Raw genomic sequence first — 15,646 nt, 5'->3', positions numbered from 1 at the left:
GAGAGAGCGGAGCGGCGTTTCCATGAAACGGTGTTCCGCGTCCAACCGGGGTGCCTTTGCCCGTATGGGTGAAAGGCTTTCAGATCAGATTGACGGGCTGGCTTTTGCCGGCCCGTTTTCGTTTCCGCTTCTCGGAATCCCGGCCCCTGTCAGGCCGCGCTCGGCCAGCGTGGGTGCAGGTCGTCGATCACATAGGCATGACGGTGCTTCCCGCCTGTCCTGTGTTCGCGCAGATGCGGGTGATCCGGCGCAAGTTCCGGATGCTCATGCGGAATGTCCGCTGCCTCCTCTGCCGGCCAGAATTTTACGGCAAGCACGATAGCGACCGCCGCGATCGCGGCCATCACCAGGAAGGTGGCTTCAAGGCCGATGCGCGCGCCAAGCTGCCCCGCCAGCGGATATGAGAGAAGCCAGCAGGCATGCGACAGAGCGAACTGTGCGGCAAAGATCGCCGGACGGTCTTCCGACTGCGCCGAGCGTCGTAACAGCCGGCCTGAGGGCGTTTGCGCGGCGCTGTAGCCGATGCCGATCACCAGCCAGAGCGGCAGCAGGGCCGCATAGTTCTTCACCGCCGCTCCAAGTGCGGTGCCGACGGTCAGGATAACCGCCCCCGCGATCATCACCGGCCGGTCTGCAACCCGGTCCAGCAATTGCGGCAGCGCCAGCGCGGCCACCATTGAGCCGCTGCCAAAGGCTGCGAACGCCCACGCGACTTCCACCTCGCTCAGGCCGAACCGCGCCTGCACGATAACCACCGTGTTCACGATCACCATCGCGCCCGCCGCTGCTACGGCAAGGCTGATCGCCAGCAGGCCGCGCAGTCTGGGTGTGGCGAGATAGATCCGCATCCCCCGTGTCGTGCGTTCGGCAAAGCTGCGGCGCGTTTTGGCCTTGGCGGCGGGCAGTGTGATGCTGAGAATCAAAACCGCCGAAACCAGAAAGCCGGCCACCGTCCCTGCAAACAGATAATGGAAGCTGATCACGGTCAGGAGTGCGGCTGCGAGCATCGGCGAGATCAGGTTTTCCAGATCATAGGCCAGCCGCGAAAGCGAAAGGGCGCGGGTGTATTCCTCCTCGTCCGGCAGAATGTCGGGAATGACCGCCTGAAAAGTGGGCGTGAAACTTGCCGAGGCCACCTGCAACAGGAAGATCAGAACATAGATCTGCCAGACCTCGGTGATGAAGGGCAGCGAGAGCGCCACCGCCGCGCGAAACACATCCAGCGACACGAGCAGCGCGCGCCGGGGCAGATTGTCCGACAGCGCCTGCGCCACCGGCGCAACGCCCACATAGGCAATCATCTTGATGGCGAGCGCCGTTCCCAGCACCGCGCCCGCATCCGCTCCGGCCAGTTCATAGGCAAGCAGTCCCAGCGCCACGGTCATCAGCCCGGTTCCCAGAAGGGCGATCACCTGAGCGGTGAAAAGCCGGTTATATGTCTGGTTTCTGAGAATGCCGAGCATCGTCTTCCTGCCTGCGCGTTCGTTGGGTCGCGATACTGCCTCCCGGCAGCCTGTGTGTCCATGGCGGCATGCCGTTGCGGGAAGGCGGCCCGCCACCCCGTCACCTCACGCAAGCGTGTAGCGGCTTGATTTGAATTCGTCGCCCGGCGCGGTAGCTCTGTGCGGGAACACAGGAGAGATTTTCATGTTGCGACGTTCCCTTTTGGCTGCTGCCTTTTCCTTCACCGCCATGGTGGCGGTGTCGCAGCCGGCATCGGCTGAAAAGCAGACGGCCATTTTCGCCGGCGGCTGCTTCTGGTGTGTCGAGGCGGATTTCGACAAGGTGCCGGGCGTGCTCGACACGGTGTCCGGCTATGCCGGCGGCAGAACCGAGAACCCCACCTACCGCAACTATGCCTCGGGCGGGCACCGTGAAGTGGTGAAGATCGATTTTGACGATGCGCAGGTCAGCTATGACCGGTTGCTGGAAATCTTCTTCCGCTCGGTCGATCCCACCGATGCCGGCGGCCAGTTCTGTGACCGGGGCGAAAGCTATTCCACCGCCGTCTACGCGCTGAGCGACAAGCAGAAAGCCTCTGCCGAAAAGGCGAAGGAAGAGGCCAATGCGGCGCTCGGCGGCACGGTCGTCACGCCGGTTCTTGGCGCGGCCACCTTCTGGCCGGCGGAAGACTATCACCAGAACTACTATCAGAGCGACGAGCGCATTCTCTCCCGCTTCGGACTGGTGAAGAAGAAGGATGCCTATAAGGGGTATCGCAAGGGCTGTGGCCGCGATGCGCGCGTTCAGCAGGTCTGGGGCGACGCCGCCTTCACCGGCATCAGGTAATCCTCATCCGGCAGGGCGGGGCGGGTTGTTCCCCGCCCGTCGCCCAAGCTTGGATCGGAGCCTTATCCCGCAGCGTCGTTCCGCGCGGCGTCGATGCGCTCAAAGGCAATCTCCGCCGCAACGTCATTGGTTGGCCGCTTCTGCGCTTCCGCGCGCTCGAAGATGTCGGTCAGCGTTTCGGGGATCTTCGCCACTTTCGCCATGGTCGCCTCGCGGTCATAGCCGCCGGGCGCGAGTTCTGCCGCCACATTGATCAGCCCGCCGGCATTGATCACATAGTCGGGCGCATAGAGCACGCCGCGCTCCATCAGAAGCTGGGCGTCTTCATGGTTCACGAGCGGATTGTTGGCCGCGCCCGCAACGATCTTTGCCCCAAGCAGGGGGATTGTTTCTGCCGAAAGCACGCCGCCCAGCGCGCATGGCGCAAACACATCCGCCTCAACCTGCAGGATCGCATCAAGCGCGACAGGCTCTGCGCCGAACGCCTCTTTCGCCTGTTCCATGCGGGCCGTGTCGATGTCGGTCACAGAAAGCCGCGCGCCTTCCGCATGCAGTTTCTCGCACAGCGTCCAGCCGACCGAGCCCAGTCCCTGAACGGCCACATGCACGCCCTCAAGTGTGTCGACGCCGCGATGCTTCAGCGCCGCTTTCACGCCCAGGAAAACGCCATGCGCCGTCACGGGCGAGGGGTTGCCGCTGCCGCCCACCGTGGTGCCCGTCACATTGGGGGTGCGGGCGCGCAGGAAGTCCGCATCGGCGACCGTGAAGCCCACATCCTCGCCGGTGAAGAACTGGCCTTCCAGTGCGGCTAGCATCTCGGCATAGGCTTCCAGAAGAGCCGGCGTCTTGTCGGTCTTGGAATTGGCGATGATCAGCGCCTTGCCGCCGCCGAACGCCATACCCGCCACGGCTGATTTGAAGGTCATGCCGCGCGAGAGGCGTAAAACGTCCGTGAGGGCGGCCTCGAAGGTTTCGTGCGGCCACACGCGCGTGCCGCCCAGCCCGGGGCCAAGCACCGTGTTGTGGATCGCCACGATGGCGTTCAGGCCGCGTACCTCATCGCGGCCGTGCCAGACGCGCTCGTGATTGTCGAACGCGTCCAGCTTCGCGGCCTCGGCCGTGATGTCGGTGATTGTGAGTGTCGATTTCTGCGCCGCGGTTTTCAGCGTCCGCGGTGTGTGGGTCTGCAGCATGCCATTCCTCCCGAACGACTTGTTCCGTAAGGAAAGTCTAGCTGCATCACCCGGTTTTTGGTTGCGAAGTGTGTCCATCGAACGACCTTCCGTTGCGTCGGCCGACGGTTTTCATCGCGAAAGTGTCGTCAGCCGTATTTGGCGTCCAGCGTGATCTCGATGGCGCCAAGCGCCTTGGAGACGGGGCAGGAGGCCTTTGCCTTCTCGGCGATCTCGATGAATTTCGCTTCATCGAGGCCGGGCACGCTGCCCACCAGTGTCAGCGCGCTTTTGGTGATCTCGAAGCCGCCGCCCTCGGCCGGCTGCAGCGAAACATCGGCGCGCACGTCCAGTTTGTCGGCCGGCGTGTCGTTGCCGGCCAGCATGTGCGAGAGCTGCATGGCGAAACAGCCTGCATGCGCGCCCGCGATGAGTTCTTCCGGATTGGTGCCGGTCTTGCCGCTTTCGTCCTCGAAGCGGGCCTTGAAGCCGAGGGGGAGGCCCGAAAGCGCACCGCTTTGCGTGTCGAGGCTGCCTGAGCCCTCAACCAGCGATCCCTTCCAGGTGACGTTCGCATGCCGTTTCATAGCCATGGTCTTCTCCTCGTTGAAATAGTGCGTTGAGACGGAAAGGCCAGATCGCCCTAGATTGCCTCTCCGCGCAGCAGTCTCGGCGTGCCGGGGGCGATGCCCGAGGCCTGCTGGATGAAGTAACGCTTCATGGAGGGCATTCGTTCAACCAGCCCGAGGCCGAAATCGCGCAGCGCCCGCACCGGGGCGATGTCGTTGGAGAACAGCCGGTTCAGAACGTCGGTCGTCACGCCCATCTGCACCGTGTCGAAGCGCCGCCAGCGCTCATAGCGCTGCAGCACGTCGAGCGCGCCGATATCCTCGCCCAGCCGCTCGGCCTCGACGATCACCTCGGCCAGCGCCGCCGCGTCCTTGAAGCCCAGATTGAGCCCCTGTCCGGCGATGGGGTGGATGCCATGCGCCGCATCGCCCGCCAGCGCAAAGCGCGGCTTCACGAAGTCGCGCGCCAGCGTCAGTCCCAGCGGCCATGCCCGGCGCGGACCCTCGACGCGGATCTCGCCGAGCTTCAGGCCGAAGCGCAGCTCCAGCTCCTGCTCGAACACCAGGTCGTCCTCATTGACCAGCCGCTCCGCATCCTCGGTGCGTTCGGTCCACACGATGCACGAGCGGTTGCCTTTCAGCGGCAGGGTGGCGAAGGGGCCGGCCGGCAGGAAATGCTCTTCCGCGCGGCCGTGATGCGGGCGCTCATGCGCCACCACGCACACAATGCCCGATTGGCCATATCCCCAGTGCACGGTCTTGATGCCCGCCATGTCGCGCAGCCGCGAGCGCACGCCATCGGCGGCGATCAGCAGGCGTGCCCGGCAGGTGGAGCCGTCGGCAAGGCTGGCCTCCACATGGCCGCCCATATCGGTGAAACCCTCCACCGCCACGCCCTCGATGATCTCGATGCCGCATTCGGCGGCGCGGGCGCGCAGCGCCCCGTTGGTGTGCCGGTTCATCACCATATGTGCGAAGGGCTCGCCCGCTTCGGCTTCGCCGCCAAAGGTCAGGAGCACGGGGCGCACCGGGTCGGCGGTGCGCGAATCGGTAATTTCCATCTCCGTGATGGGCTGCGCTTCCGGCTCGATCTCGTCCCAGCAGTCGAGACGCTTCAGCATCCGGCAGGCCGCTGCGGCGATGGCCGATGCGCGTCCGTCGCGCTGCCACACGCCTTCGGGCGCGGCATCCACCAGCGCCACTTTCAGGTTCGGCTGCGCGCGGCAGATCGAGACGGCGGTCGCCAGGCCCACATAGCCCGCCCCGGCAATCAGGATGTCCAGCTCACGCGTGGAAGTCTGTTTCGTGCTCTTGGCCATGCCGTTACCTCGTTCGTCACCGGTTCTGTGCCCGTATTCGCCGGGCGTGTCACTGCTTGGCTTGACTTGACCCCCGCCTTCGTCTTGGAAACCGTCAGCCATTGTTTCAAGCTGCCGGAGGGGATCCGTTAATGTCGTCGGCCATGCAAGACCTACTCGCCATACTCGATCTTGAGACATTGGAACACAATCTGTTTCGTGGTCGCAGCCCTCAATCGGCCTGGCAACGTGTTTTTGGCGGTCAGGTCATCGGTCAGGCCCTCGTTGCAGCGCAGCGCACCGTCCACGCCGCCCGCCATGTCCATTCGCTCCACTGCTATTTCATGCGGCCGGGCGATCCCGCCGTGCCGATCATCTACGAGGTCGACCGCATCCGCGATGGCGGCAGCTTCACCACGCGCCGCGTCGTCGCCATCCAGCATGGCCATGCGATCTTCTCGCTTTCGGCCTCTTTCCAGAAGGAAGAGCCCGGCCTCGACCACCAGATCCCCATGCCGCAGGATGTCACCCCGCCGGAAAATCTGCGCACCCAGCGCGAATTCCTGCAGGAGTTCGGCGACAGCGTGCCGGAAAACATCCGTCGCTACTGGGCGCGCGAGCGTCCTATAGAAGTGCGCCCCGTCATCGTCGAGCACTACACCAGCCGCGACAAGCTGCCGCCGCGCCAGGATGTCTGGATCCGCACCACCGGTCCTGTGCCGGATGATCGCGCGCTTCAGGCCGCCGTGCTTGCCTATCTCTCCGACATGACCCTGCTCGATACCTCCACCTTCGCCCATGGGCGCAACGGTTTCGATCCCGATATCCAGATGGCAAGTCTCGACCACGCCATGTGGTTCCATCGCCCGCACAGGCTCGACGACTGGCTGCTCTACACGCAGGACAGCCCGTCCGCGCAGGGCGCGCGCGGCTTCTCGCGCGGCAGCCTGTATGCGCTCGATGGCACGCTGGTCGCTTCCGTGGCCCAGGAAGGGCTGGTGCGCCTGCGCACAAAATAGGCAAATCGCATATTCTGCCTAAGTATTGTTCACTTATGATTTGCCGGCGTTGAGCTTTCTCAGCGCCGGTTTTCTTTTTTCATAACTTTTTCAATGTCTTGAGTGACGCGCCGTCAAACTGGCACGGCATTTGTTTCTCCTTTGCTGACGCGGCCCGCATGGCGGTTCGCGCGATGCAGGCAACCCGCGGGAACCCCGCAACAGCAAAGGTGAACTGCCATGAAAATCGTGATGGCAATCGTCAAGCCCTTCAAGCTGGAGGCCGTGCGCGAAGCGCTCACCGGCCTCGGCATTCAGGGCCTCACCGTGACAGAGGTGAAGGGCTACGGACGACAGAAAGGACACACGGAGATCTATCGCGGCGCAGAATACGCCGTGACGTTCCTGCCCAAGATCAAGGTCGAGGTGGCCGTCGATTCCGACCTGGTGGACCGGGCGGTCGAGGCCATCGCCGAGGCCGCGCGCACGGGCCAGATCGGCGACGGCAAGATTTTCGTCCACGCGCTCGATCGCGCGGTGCGCATCCGCACCGGCGAAACCGGCGTCGAAGCGCTTTAGGCGGCATATTCCGATGGAGAATCAGATGATGTATCGAACACTGAAAAGCGCCGCAAGTCCGCTGGCGCCGGGCGGGCTCGCACTGGCGGCCATGTTGGCAACCATGCCCCTGCCGGCGCTGGCGCAGGAAACAGCGCCCGAATTCGCCTCGGCCGCCGAGACGGCCTTCATTTTCAACACGCTGCTGTTCCTGATGGGCGGCTTTCTGGTCATGTGGATGGCGGCCGGCTTCGCCATGCTCGAGGCCGGCATGGTGCGCACCAAGAACGTGTCCATGCAGCTCCTCAAGAACATCGCGCTCTATTCCATCGCCGGCCTCATGTACTGGGTGGTGGGTTACAGCCTGATGTATGTGGATGTGTCGGGCTATATCGGCTCCTTCGCGCCCTATAGCTGGCCGGCTGCCGGCACGGCCAATGAGGGTGACTATTCGGTCGCCTCCGACTGGTTCTTCCAGATGGTTTTCGTCGCCACGGCGGCATCCATCGTGTCGGGCACGCTGGCCGAGCGAATCAAGCTGTGGCCGTTCCTGATCTTCGTCGTCGTTCTCACCGGCTTCATCTATCCCATCGCCGGGTCGTGGAAGTGGGGCGGCGGCTGGCTCGACGCCATGGGCTTTCAGGATTTCGCCGGTTCTACGCTGGTCCACTCGGTTGGCGGCTGGGCAGCCCTTGCCGGCGCGCTTCTTCTGGGTGCGCGCAATGGCAAATATGCTTCTGATGGCCGTGTCTCGCCGATCCCGGGGTCCAACATGGCGCTCGCCACGCTTGGCACCTTCATTCTCTGGCTCGGCTGGTTCGGCTTCAACGGCGCATCGCAGCTCGCCATGGGCACCAATGCCGATGCTTCCGATATCAGCCGCATCTTCGCCAACACCAACCTCGCGGCGGCTGCCGGCGTGGTGGCGGCGCTGCTTCTCACGCAGGTGCTCTACAAGAAGGTCGACATCACCTTCGTGCTGAACGGCGCGCTGGCCGGCCTCGTGTCCATCACCGCCGAGCCGCTCACGCCCAGCCCGTTCATGGCGATCGTCATCGGCGCTGTCGGCGGCATCATCGTGGTGCTCACCGTGCCGCTGCTCGACAAGCTGCGCATCGATGATGTGGTCGGCGCCATCCCGGTCCACCTTCTTGCAGGCATCTGGGGCACGCTCGCCGTCCCGCTGACCAACAGTGACGCCAGCTTCAGCGTGCAGATCGTTGGCATCGTCGCCTATGGCGCGTTCACCTTCGTCGTCTCCTATGTGGTCTGGATGGTGCTCAAGCAGACCATGGGCCTGCGCGTCAGCGCCGAGGACGAAATGAACGGTCTCGACGTGGCCGAAGTCGGGGTGGAAGCCTATCCCGAGTTCATGCCCATGCATGGCAGATGAGCATCGGACCGAAAAAGCATCGGACCGAAAAGTGGGAACCGGTTTTCGGGTTGTTCCGATGCTCCGGCAAGAATGTAGATCGTCCTTGGTTCGTCCAAATGGATGCACGGCGATCTAAAGCATCGGACCGAAAAGTGGGAACCGGATTTCGGATGAATCCGATGCTCCAGTAATGACTTAAGTCGTCGCATGCCTTGCCTGACAATCGGCCTTCGGGCCGGTTGCCTTCCTGATGGGCCCGGTTCGCCGGGCCCTTTTTTGTCGGGCGGCGAGAAATCATCGCCCACCCCTCCATGGTTAATGCCGCCTTAACCATCGGGCCGCTAGGGTCGGCCTTGAGTCATTACGGCGCGGTTCGCGTCGGAAACCAAGCGCGAGCGGAGAATTGTGCGCATGAGTTCCGGGTCTTCGGCATTCCTGGCCATGAGTGAAAACAGCTACGGTCTGCAGGCATTTTTGCGTCGTCAGGCGGCGCGAATCGGTGGTTTGGCGCTTCTGGCGTTTGTGGCCTTCGCGGTGGCCGCGCTGGCCACGTGGAATGTCGCAGACCCCAGTTTCAGCCACGCCACGGCAAATCCGGTCACCAACGCCATGGGTTATCCCGGCGCGGTGTTCTCCGATCTCGCCATGCAGTTCTACGGCCTGGCCGCGCTGGTCGGTCTGGTTCCGGCCGTCTGCTGGGGCGCGCTGCTCCTGCTTGGCCGTGAAATCGACCGCGGCCTGAAGCGCGCCGGCGCATGGTTCCTGGGCGCGGTTCTGGCTGCCGGCATTGTCGGCGCTTTCGCGCCGCCCGCCACCTGGCCACTGCCCACCGGACTTGGCGGCGTTCTCGGCGATGCGATCCTGTCCCTTCCGGCCAAGTTCACCGGTGCTTATCCGCGCGGCATTTTCGGCTTTGTCATCGCCGCCGTTCTGGCGCTGCCTTCTGGCTGGCTGCTTGCGTTTGGCGCCGGCATTCTCTCGCGCCCCGACGCCGAAACCTTCGACGACGAGATGGAAGACGAGACGCCCTTCGACACGCTTGATGAAGACGAAGAAAGCGGCGGTTCGGTCATCCTTGGCTACATGGCCCATTGGTGGCTGTCGTTCTGCGCCTTCTTCCGCCGCAACCTTGTGCGCGGCGAGCGGAGCGAGCGGCGTCGCGGGCGTGCTGCCGAGCCGATCGAGGACGATGTTCCCTTCGATGATTTCAATGACGATTTCGGCGACAACTTCGGAGATGAGGCGCGCGTCGAGCCCGACTTCAATGATGCGCCCGTGGCCGCACCCCGCGTCCATGTGGAGCCCGAATTCGATGAGCCCGCACCACGCCGTGTCGTGGAGCAGCCCGCCGCGCCGAGACGCGTTGTCTCTCAGGCGGCTCCTGCTGCCGCGCCGGCTGTGCCGCAGCGCGTGGAAAACCCGGCTCCCCGGCCTGCCGAGGGCGCGCGGGTGCGCCGCGAGGCCCAGCCTTCCTTCCTCGATAGCGGCACGTTCGAGCTGCCGGAGCTGCACCTTCTGGCCGAGCCCAAGACGTCGACCAAGGATCCGTCGCTTTCCCGCGACGCGCTTGAGCAGAATGCCCGTCTTCTCGAAGGCGTTCTGGAAGATTTCGGCGTCAAGGGCGAGATCATTCACGTGCGGCCCGGCCCGGTCGTCACGCTCTACGAGCTGGAGCCGGCCCCCGGCATCAAGTCGTCGCGCGTCATTGGCCTGGCAGACGACATCGCCCGCTCCATGAGCGCCATAGCGGCCCGCGTGGCCGTTGTTCCCGGCCGCAACGCCATCGGCATCGAGCTGCCCAATTCGACGCGCGAAACCGTGTTCCTGCGCGAGCTTCTGGCCAGCCGCGATTTCGAATCGAGCAAGGCCAAGCTGGCGCTCACGCTGGGCAAGACCATCAATGGCGAATCGGTCATCGCCGATCTTGCCAAGATGCCCCACCTCCTCGTTGCCGGCACCACCGGTTCGGGTAAGTCGGTGGCCATCAACACCATGATCCTGTCGCTGCTCTACCGCATGACGCCCGAGCAGTGCCGCCTGATCATGATCGATCCGAAAATGCTCGAACTGTCGATCTATGACGGCATTCCGCATCTTCTCACCCCGGTCGTGACCGATCCGAAAAAGGCCGTGGTCGCGCTGAAGTGGACCGTGCGGGAGATGGAAGACCGCTACCGCAAGATGTCCAAGGTCGGTGTGCGCAACATCGACGGCTTCAACCAGCGCGTCGTCGCCGCCAAGAAGAAGGGCGAGACGATCAAGCGCACGGTGCAGACCGGCTTCGACCGCGAGACCGGCGAGGCGATCTACGAGAGCGAGGAACTGGATCTCGAGCCGATGCCGTTCATCGTCGTCATCATCGACGAGATGGCCGACCTGATGATGGTCGCCGGCAAGGACATCGAGGGCGCGGTGCAGCGTCTGGCGCAGATGGCGCGCGCCGCCGGCATCCACGTGATCATGGCCACGCAGCGTCCGTCGGTCGACGTCATCACCGGCACGATCAAGGCCAACTTCCCGACCCGTATCTCCTTCCAGGTGACGTCGAAGATCGACAGCCGCACCATTCTGGGCGAGCAGGGCGCCGAGCAGCTTCTGGGCATGGGCGACATGCTCTACATGGCCGGTGGCGGCCGTATACAGCGTGTCCACGGTCCCTTCGTGTCCGATGGCGAGGTGGAGAGCATCGTCGCGCATCTCAAGACGCAGGGCATTCCCGACTATCTTGACGCCGTGACCGAGGATGAAGACGAGGAAGATGGCGGTTCCGGGGGCTCGGGCTCCAGTGGCGGCGGCAATCTCGGCAATTCCGAAGACCCTTACGATCAGGCCGTGGCCGTGGTGCTGCGCGATGGCAAGGCGTCCACCAGCTACATCCAGCGTCGTCTGGGCATTGGCTACAACCGCGCCGCCTCGATCATCGAGCGCATGGAGGAAGAGGGCGTCGTCGGCCCGGCAAATCACGCCGGCAAGCGCGAAATCCTCGTGCCCACCGAGCAGGACGAGGTCTGACACCGGCCCGCAACGCTGGAACCCGGGGCCCGTCAGGTCGTTATCGGGCAGCCAAAATTCGGCCCTACTGGTTGGTTACCGGTGGGGCAAATGTGGAGATCGAACACGATGATTTTTCGGGCAACCGACTTTCTGGCGCGACGCGCAGCCATTGCAGCACTGGCTCTGGCGGCATCTCTTGTCGCGCCGACGGTGGCGCAGGCCGCCCAGAGCGCCGATCAGATTGCGGCGCATTTTTCCAGCGTCCGCACCATGATGGGCGAGTTCGTGCAGTTCGGGCCGCGTGGCGAGCAGACCGGCGGCAAGTTCTATATCGAGCGTCCGGGCAAGATCCGCTTCGACTATGAAGCCCCCTCCGGCTTCCGCGTTACCTCCGACGGCAGCTCGGTGGTGATCATGAACAAGAAGCTCAACACGGCGGATCTCTATCCGCTGTCCAAGACGCCGTTGAAGCTGCTGCTCGACGAGCGCATCGACCTGTCCGGCGACAAGGTTCAGACCGTTCGCGAGGACGATGACCTGACGACGATCAAGATGGCCGACAAGTCGGTCTTCGGAAACTCGACCATCACCATGATGTTCGATTCCGCCTCCTACGATTTGCGCCAGTGGACCATCACCGACGCGCAGGGCAAGGACACGACGGTCATGATCTTCAACGTCCAGCAGGGCGTGACCTTCGATCCGAGCGTGTTCGAGATCGACTATCGCCGCGTCGACAAGATGAGCCGCAACAAGCGCTGACCGGGCGTTTCTGCGCGTTTTATGAGGGGCCGGGCTGTGGACAGCCCGGCCTTTTCCTTTTCGGCAGAATGCCGCGCTTGTCTTCGCGGCGGCTTCCGGGCAATTTTACGTTTCTCGCAAGCGATCAATCCCGGACCCTTTCCATGCCCTTCTCCATCGCCACCTGGAACATCAACTCCGTGCGGCTGCGCATGCCGCTCGTCGAGCAGTTTCTGGAGCGCTACAGTCCGGATGTCCTGTGCCTGCAGGAAACCAAATGCGCTGACGACCAGTTCCCCGCCGCCGCTTTCCGCAAGGCCGGCTATGAACACATCGCGATCCATGGCCAGAAGGGCTATCACGGCGTCGCCACCGTTGCCCGCCGGCCGTTGAAACTGGTCGAGAAGCGCGAGTTCTGCGGCATGGGCGACACCCGCCACATCTCCGTTTCCGTCGAGGCTGCGCCCGGCCGTTCCGTGCTCCTGCACAATTTCTACGTTCCCGCCGGTGGGGACGAGCCCGACCCGGACATCAATCCGAAGTTCCGCCACAAGCTCGATTTCCTTGCCGAAATGCACGCCCTGCGGGCGGAAGAGGACGGCAATTCCGGTTCGATCCTCGTCGGCGATCTGAACATCGCGCCGCTGGAAACCGATGTCTGGTCGCACAAGCAGCTTCTGAAAGTGGTCAGCCACACCCCGGTCGAGACCGAAGGGCTGGAACGGCTGCGCAGGGAAGGCGGCTGGGTGGACCTGATGCGCGAGAAGATCCCGCCGGAAGAGAAGATCTTCACCTGGTGGAGCTACCGCGCGAAGGACTGGGCGCTTTCCGACCGCGGTCGCCGGCTCGATCACATCTGGTCGTCGCCCAACCTCTCGCCGGCGCTCAGCCGGATCGAGGTGCTGCGCGAGGCGCGTGGCTGGGACCGTCCGTCGGACCATGTGCCGGTGATTGCCGGCTTCGATTTCGGCTGATTTCTTTTTTCGGAATTTTTCCGGTTTTTTCCTGAAACGGCGTAAAACGAGCCCGTTTCAGAGCAAATTCCGGAAAAATCCCCAAACCGTGCGAATCACCGGATAAGGCGCGACGCAGCCTCTTCCATGCGCGCGATCATCGCCTGCAGATTTTTCGAAATCCGCTGGTGCAGGCGCATGGCCGTTTCGGGAAATTCTTCGAGAATGCGGTGAAAGGTCGAGCGGCTGACGCGGATCAGCCGTGTTTCGCTTTCGGTCATCGCGCTGGTCATGCGCCGGCCTTCCGCGATCAGCGCGAATTCGCCCATGATCTGGCCCGGCCCAAGCGTTTCGATGATCTGCCGCCTGTCGTCATGTTCGGTGAAAAGGACGACTTTTCCCGAGGCGACAATGAAGGCGCAGTCGGCAAAAGCGCCTTCCCCATAGATATCCCGTCCGGCGGAAAGCGTCATGCTCTCGGCGCCGAAGGCCATGAGGCGCAACTGCTCCCGCGTGAACCCTTCGAAAAGACTCACACCGGACAGAATGCGAATGTCATCGTCCAGCGCCATTTACGTCGTCCCCGACCCGTCCCCGACGATCTGTAAACGCCTTACGCGCTGACTCACGGAACGAGCTTATAACCACCGCTTTCTGTCACAAGAATTTCAGCTTTGGAAGGATCACGCTCGATCTTTTGCCGAAGGCGATAAACATGTGTCTCAAGCGTGTGCGTCGTCACGCCCGAATTGTAGCCCCATACCTCTTCCAGGAGCACGTCGCGGGTCACCACTTTCTGCTCGGCGCGGTAGAGATATTTGATGATCGCGGCTTCCTTCTCCGTCAGGCGGATCTTGCCGCCGCGCTCGTCCAGGAGAAGTTTCTGCGATGGCTTGAACGTGTAGGGGCCAACCGCGAAGGTCGCGTCCTCGCTCTGCTCGTGCTGGCGAAGCTGTGCGCGGATGCGGGCCAGAAGCACCGCGAAGCGGAACGGCTTGGTCACATAGTCGTTGGCGCCGGCCTCGAGCCCGAGAATGGTGTCCGAATCGGTATCCTGCGCCGTGAGCATGATGATCGGCGCGCGGTAACCGCCCTTGCGCAGAAGCTTGACGGCCTCGCGGCCATCCATGTCGGGCAGGCCGACATCCATGATGAGCAGATCGACAATTGCGCTGCGCGCAGCCTGTATGCCCTTCGTTGCCGTTTCTTCCTGAAGAATGTCGAACTCTTCATAGAGCGACAATTGCTCGACGAGAGTCGTCCTCAGGTCTTCATCATCATCAACGATTAGGATGGTGCGTGACGTCATAATTCGATCCACTATCCAGGAAAACGTTTGCTGGTTCAAATGGAATTGCAGTGTTGACCATTCCAGCTTTATGCGGAACGTGACAGTGCGAAAAGACCATGGCGAACATTTGTTCCACAGGGCAACATATTCGAAGACGCGGGTTTTTCCCAGAATGCAGTACAAAGCCGGCAAAAAGGTTGATCTGATCGAGGTGCGGCGCAGGCCGGGAAAACCGACCCAGGCGCTGTTGACGGTCGGGCCGCTCGTTTTTCCCTGTGCGCTCGGGCGCGGCGGCACGACCATGCTGAAACGCGAGGGCGACGGCGCAACGCCGCTCACCCGGATGCGCCTGCTCTACGGTTATTTTCGCGGCGACCGCGCCCGCGCCGGCCCGCCCGCATCCCGCCTTGCGATGACGCGCATCGATCCGCGCGATGGCTGGTGCGATGCTTCCGGCGACCGCAATTACAACCGCCCCGTCCGGCTGCCCTATCCGGCAAGCCATGAACGGATGGAGCGTGAAGACCGGCTCTATGATGTGTGCATGGTCTCCGACTGGAACATGCGCCCGGCAATGCGCAATCGCGGCAGCGCGATCTTTTTCCACATCGCCAGGCCCGGTTTTCCGCCGACCGAAGGCTGTATCGCGGTTTCGCCGCAGGCCATGGCCCGCATTCTGCCGCTGATCGGCCCGCGCACCCGAATCAGGGTTCACCGCTAGGGGCAGGACCCTGGGCCGGTTACCTCTCTGCGGGCTCCCGCGCCACGGCATGATATTCGGGGTTGGGATGCATATCGACGGCAGCGGCCATGCGGTTGGTCATGTTGAAGAAGCTGGCGACGGCGGCGATGTCCCAGATATCGCGCTCGGAAAATCCGTTCTCGCGAAGCGCCTGCCGGTCCTTTTCCTCGATCTTGTCAGGGGTTTCGGTCAGCTTCACCGCGAAATCGAGCATCGCCTTCTGTCGCGGATCGAGCCGGGCCGCGCGGTAGTTCATGACCATCAGTTCGCCAAGCACGGGATCGCCCGAAAGCTCGCGCACCGCCGCGCCATGGGCGGTCAGGCAGTAGAAGCAGTGGTTCACGCTGGAGACGGCAACGGCGATCATTTCACGTTCGAGCTTGGAAAGCCCCGAATCGCTCAGCATCAGGTCGTTGTACATCTGGGTAAACGCCCTGAGCTTGCTCTCATCGAAGGCATAGGCAAGCAGAACGTTGGGAACGAGGCCCAGCTTTTCGCGGCACTTTGCGAAATAGGCTTCCGTCTCTTCGCTCAGCCCTTCAAGAGGCGGAAAATGCAATGCAGTGACCGGTTGCGTCATTTTGCGAACACCCTTTCGATAGGAATAGAGGTGTATGGAGCCTGCATGGTGGAATGACGGGTCGTCAAACCGCTTTTGTCTGAATA

At 63.0% G+C, this 15,646-nt stretch carries 15 protein-coding genes; 8 read left to right on the top strand and 7 right to left on the bottom strand.

Features of this window, described 5'->3' with window-relative positions:
* Positions 1-149: 149 nt before the first annotated feature.
* Positions 150-1,463, bottom strand: coding sequence for an MFS transporter (locus NDI72_RS11930; RefSeq protein ID WP_283800564.1), 1,314 nt, complete (start codon positions 1,461-1,463; stop codon positions 150-152).
* A gap of 184 nt (positions 1,464-1,647) precedes the next feature.
* Between NDI72_RS11930 and msrA the strand changes: the two genes are divergently transcribed.
* On the top strand, positions 1,648-2,289 hold the full coding sequence (gene msrA, locus NDI72_RS11925; protein WP_502888398.1) for a peptide-methionine (S)-S-oxide reductase MsrA: 642 nt from the start codon (positions 1,648-1,650) through the stop codon (positions 2,287-2,289).
* A 62-nt stretch (positions 2,290-2,351) separates the two neighbouring features.
* Here msrA and NDI72_RS11920 read toward each other — a convergent pair whose 3' ends face one another.
* From NDI72_RS11920 to NDI72_RS11910, 3 genes are all read right to left on the bottom strand, one after another.
* Positions 2,352-3,482 carry a Glu/Leu/Phe/Val family dehydrogenase gene (locus tag NDI72_RS11920; RefSeq protein WP_283800563.1) on the bottom strand — a complete coding sequence of 377 codons (1,131 nt, stop codon included), beginning with the start codon at positions 3,480-3,482 and terminating at the stop codon, positions 2,352-2,354.
* A 128-nt stretch (positions 3,483-3,610) separates the two neighbouring features.
* Positions 3,611-4,048, bottom strand: coding sequence for an OsmC family protein (locus NDI72_RS11915; protein WP_113153463.1), 438 nt, complete (start codon positions 4,046-4,048; stop codon positions 3,611-3,613).
* Positions 4,049-4,104: 56 nt separating this feature from the next.
* Positions 4,105-5,349 (bottom strand): ubiquinone biosynthesis hydroxylase, encoded by a 1,245-nt coding sequence (locus NDI72_RS11910; protein WP_113153462.1) that lies wholly within the window; start codon positions 5,347-5,349, stop codon positions 4,105-4,107.
* 131 nt (positions 5,350-5,480) lie between these two features.
* On the opposite strand from NDI72_RS11910, the gene tesB reads away from it, so the two are divergent.
* The 6 genes from tesB to NDI72_RS11880 all read left to right on the top strand — a co-directional run bounded on the left by tesB (position 5,481) and on the right by NDI72_RS11880 (position 12,968).
* Positions 5,481-6,347 carry an acyl-CoA thioesterase II gene (gene tesB, locus NDI72_RS11905; RefSeq protein WP_283800562.1) on the top strand — a complete coding sequence of 289 codons (867 nt, stop codon included), beginning with the start codon at positions 5,481-5,483 and terminating at the stop codon, positions 6,345-6,347.
* 219 nt (positions 6,348-6,566) lie between these two features.
* A complete protein-coding gene (locus NDI72_RS11900) occupies positions 6,567-6,905 on the top strand; it encodes a P-II family nitrogen regulator (RefSeq protein ID WP_113153460.1) in 339 nt (112 codons plus the stop codon).
* A 25-nt stretch (positions 6,906-6,930) separates the two neighbouring features.
* Entirely contained in the window at positions 6,931-8,277 is a 1,347-nt protein-coding gene (gene amt / locus NDI72_RS11895; RefSeq protein WP_283800561.1) for an ammonium transporter AmtB, read from the top strand.
* A 393-nt stretch (positions 8,278-8,670) separates the two neighbouring features.
* Positions 8,671-11,271: an FtsK/SpoIIIE family DNA translocase gene (locus NDI72_RS11890; protein WP_283800560.1), complete on the top strand. Its 2,601-nt coding sequence runs from the start codon at positions 8,671-8,673 to the stop codon at positions 11,269-11,271.
* Between the two features lie 108 nt (positions 11,272-11,379).
* Positions 11,380-12,015, top strand: a complete 636-nt coding sequence (locus tag NDI72_RS11885) for an outer-membrane lipoprotein carrier protein LolA (RefSeq protein ID WP_283800559.1) — start codon at positions 11,380-11,382, stop codon at positions 12,013-12,015.
* Between the two features lie 143 nt (positions 12,016-12,158).
* On the top strand, positions 12,159-12,968 hold the full coding sequence (locus NDI72_RS11880; protein WP_113156068.1) for an exodeoxyribonuclease III: 810 nt from the start codon (positions 12,159-12,161) through the stop codon (positions 12,966-12,968).
* A gap of 95 nt (positions 12,969-13,063) precedes the next feature.
* Here NDI72_RS11880 and NDI72_RS11875 read toward each other — a convergent pair whose 3' ends face one another.
* A complete protein-coding gene (locus tag NDI72_RS11875) occupies positions 13,064-13,519 on the bottom strand; it encodes a Crp/Fnr family transcriptional regulator (RefSeq protein ID WP_206548006.1) in 456 nt (151 codons plus the stop codon).
* 53 nt (positions 13,520-13,572) lie between these two features.
* The gene (locus NDI72_RS11870) at positions 13,573-14,256 is read right to left on the bottom strand and encodes a response regulator transcription factor (protein WP_113153456.1); all 684 of its coding nucleotides are present in this window, start codon (positions 14,254-14,256) and stop codon (positions 13,573-13,575) included.
* A 154-nt stretch (positions 14,257-14,410) separates the two neighbouring features.
* On the opposite strand from NDI72_RS11870, the gene NDI72_RS11865 reads away from it, so the two are divergent.
* Positions 14,411-14,959, top strand: coding sequence for a L,D-transpeptidase family protein (locus NDI72_RS11865; protein WP_283800558.1), 549 nt, complete (start codon positions 14,411-14,413; stop codon positions 14,957-14,959).
* 19 nt (positions 14,960-14,978) lie between these two features.
* Here NDI72_RS11865 and NDI72_RS11860 read toward each other — a convergent pair whose 3' ends face one another.
* The gene (locus tag NDI72_RS11860) at positions 14,979-15,560 is read right to left on the bottom strand and encodes a peroxidase-related enzyme (RefSeq protein ID WP_283800557.1); all 582 of its coding nucleotides are present in this window, start codon (positions 15,558-15,560) and stop codon (positions 14,979-14,981) included.
* Between the last annotated feature and the right edge of the window lie 86 nt (positions 15,561-15,646).

The sequence above is a fragment of the Nitratireductor sp. GZWM139 genome (assembly GCF_030068685.1).
Classification (GTDB): domain Bacteria; phylum Pseudomonadota; class Alphaproteobacteria; order Rhizobiales; family Rhizobiaceae; genus Nitratireductor; species Nitratireductor aquimarinus.
This window is presented reverse-complemented; position numbering and strand designations above follow the sequence as displayed.